The following is a 1,024-nucleotide window of genomic DNA, read 5'->3' as shown; positions in this document are numbered from 1 at the left end:
GCCCAGCATCCCGGCACCCGGGAAACCGCTGTAGCCATAGCCCCTGACCTGGGAGAACGCTACCTCGACACCATCTACCAGGACAACTGGGTGCAAGGGCTCTTCGGAGACCTGAACGGAACCGAGCCGTACAACCCACACGGGGTACGAGCCGGCGCGACCAGGGACCCGTGAGCCCAACGAGCTCGTGCGCGGGAGACAGTCCGGCCAGGCTCGATCCCGCATTCGTGAAGGCCGTGGACGACAACACGGCAACGGTGGGACTGCCGCCTCGGCAACGCTGGTGCGCACTGCTTCGCCGTCCGGCACGCCGCGCGTGGAGCCCGAGAACGCGGGCCGGTCCCGGGTGGCCACTCAGCTCAGGTCCTGGGCTCCGGGGGCTGACGCCGGTCAACGGTCGGGGAAGGCCAGCAGCTCACGGTCCCATTCATCGACTGCACGCAACAGCTCGACCTCGGTGAGCTCGATCTCCACCTCATACGGGACCATGTCACCCTCGATGTCCGGCCGCCACGGCGGCGAGGCCTCAAGCGACAGATGGACACGGACCGCCACGACCCCGTCGGATCGACTGGCCAGACTGAAAGCCAGGACCGATTCCATGAACGTCAACGACGGCACCCACCCGCCCTCCGTGTCCGACTGGGCCACAGCGATCCTTCCCCCAACGGCAGCCCGCAGCCAACGGGACAACCGCCGCCCCTCGTCGGTCATCAGGACAGGGTCACTGAAGGACCAACTACCGTCGGGAGTCGTCACCCTGCCACCGATGACCAGCCAGTTGTCGTCGTACGGGTCACCCCTCGCCACGGAGAACTGGTAACCCAAAGGCCGCAGCTCAACACTGCACTCATTGCTCGTCAGCAGCACCGCCACAGCATGTCACGAGGGACTGAGCGAAGATCCCATTGGCCCATCGGTCCCCCGCGGGGGAAGGCTGGAACGTTAGAGGCAAGCTCGACCACGCCGACCCGCGCTGGATGAGCCGTTAGGGTCGTCATCGTTGCGAGAAGGGTCGCGCCGG

General features: G+C 66.6%; 1 protein-coding gene and 1 pseudogene. One reads left to right on the top strand and one right to left on the bottom strand.

The window, feature by feature from the left end; all coding sequences use genetic code 11:
• A pseudogene (locus ACFWP3_RS42030) lies at positions 1–174 on the top strand (2,3-diaminopropionate biosynthesis protein SbnA); the annotation flags it as partial.
• A 216-nt stretch (positions 175–390) separates the two neighbouring features.
• Here the strand turns inward: ACFWP3_RS42030 and ACFWP3_RS42025 are convergent.
• The gene (locus ACFWP3_RS42025) at positions 391–870 is read right to left on the bottom strand and encodes a hypothetical protein (protein ID WP_384232233.1); all 480 of its coding nucleotides are present in this window, start codon (positions 868–870) and stop codon (positions 391–393) included.
• Positions 871–1,024 lie beyond the last annotated feature (154 nt).

It is taken from the genome of Streptomyces sp. NPDC058525 (assembly GCF_042719495.1).
GTDB lineage: Bacteria > Actinomycetota > Actinomycetes > Streptomycetales > Streptomycetaceae > Streptomyces.
Note: the sequence above shows the minus strand (reverse complement) of the source record. Positions and strands in the feature narration are given on the sequence as shown.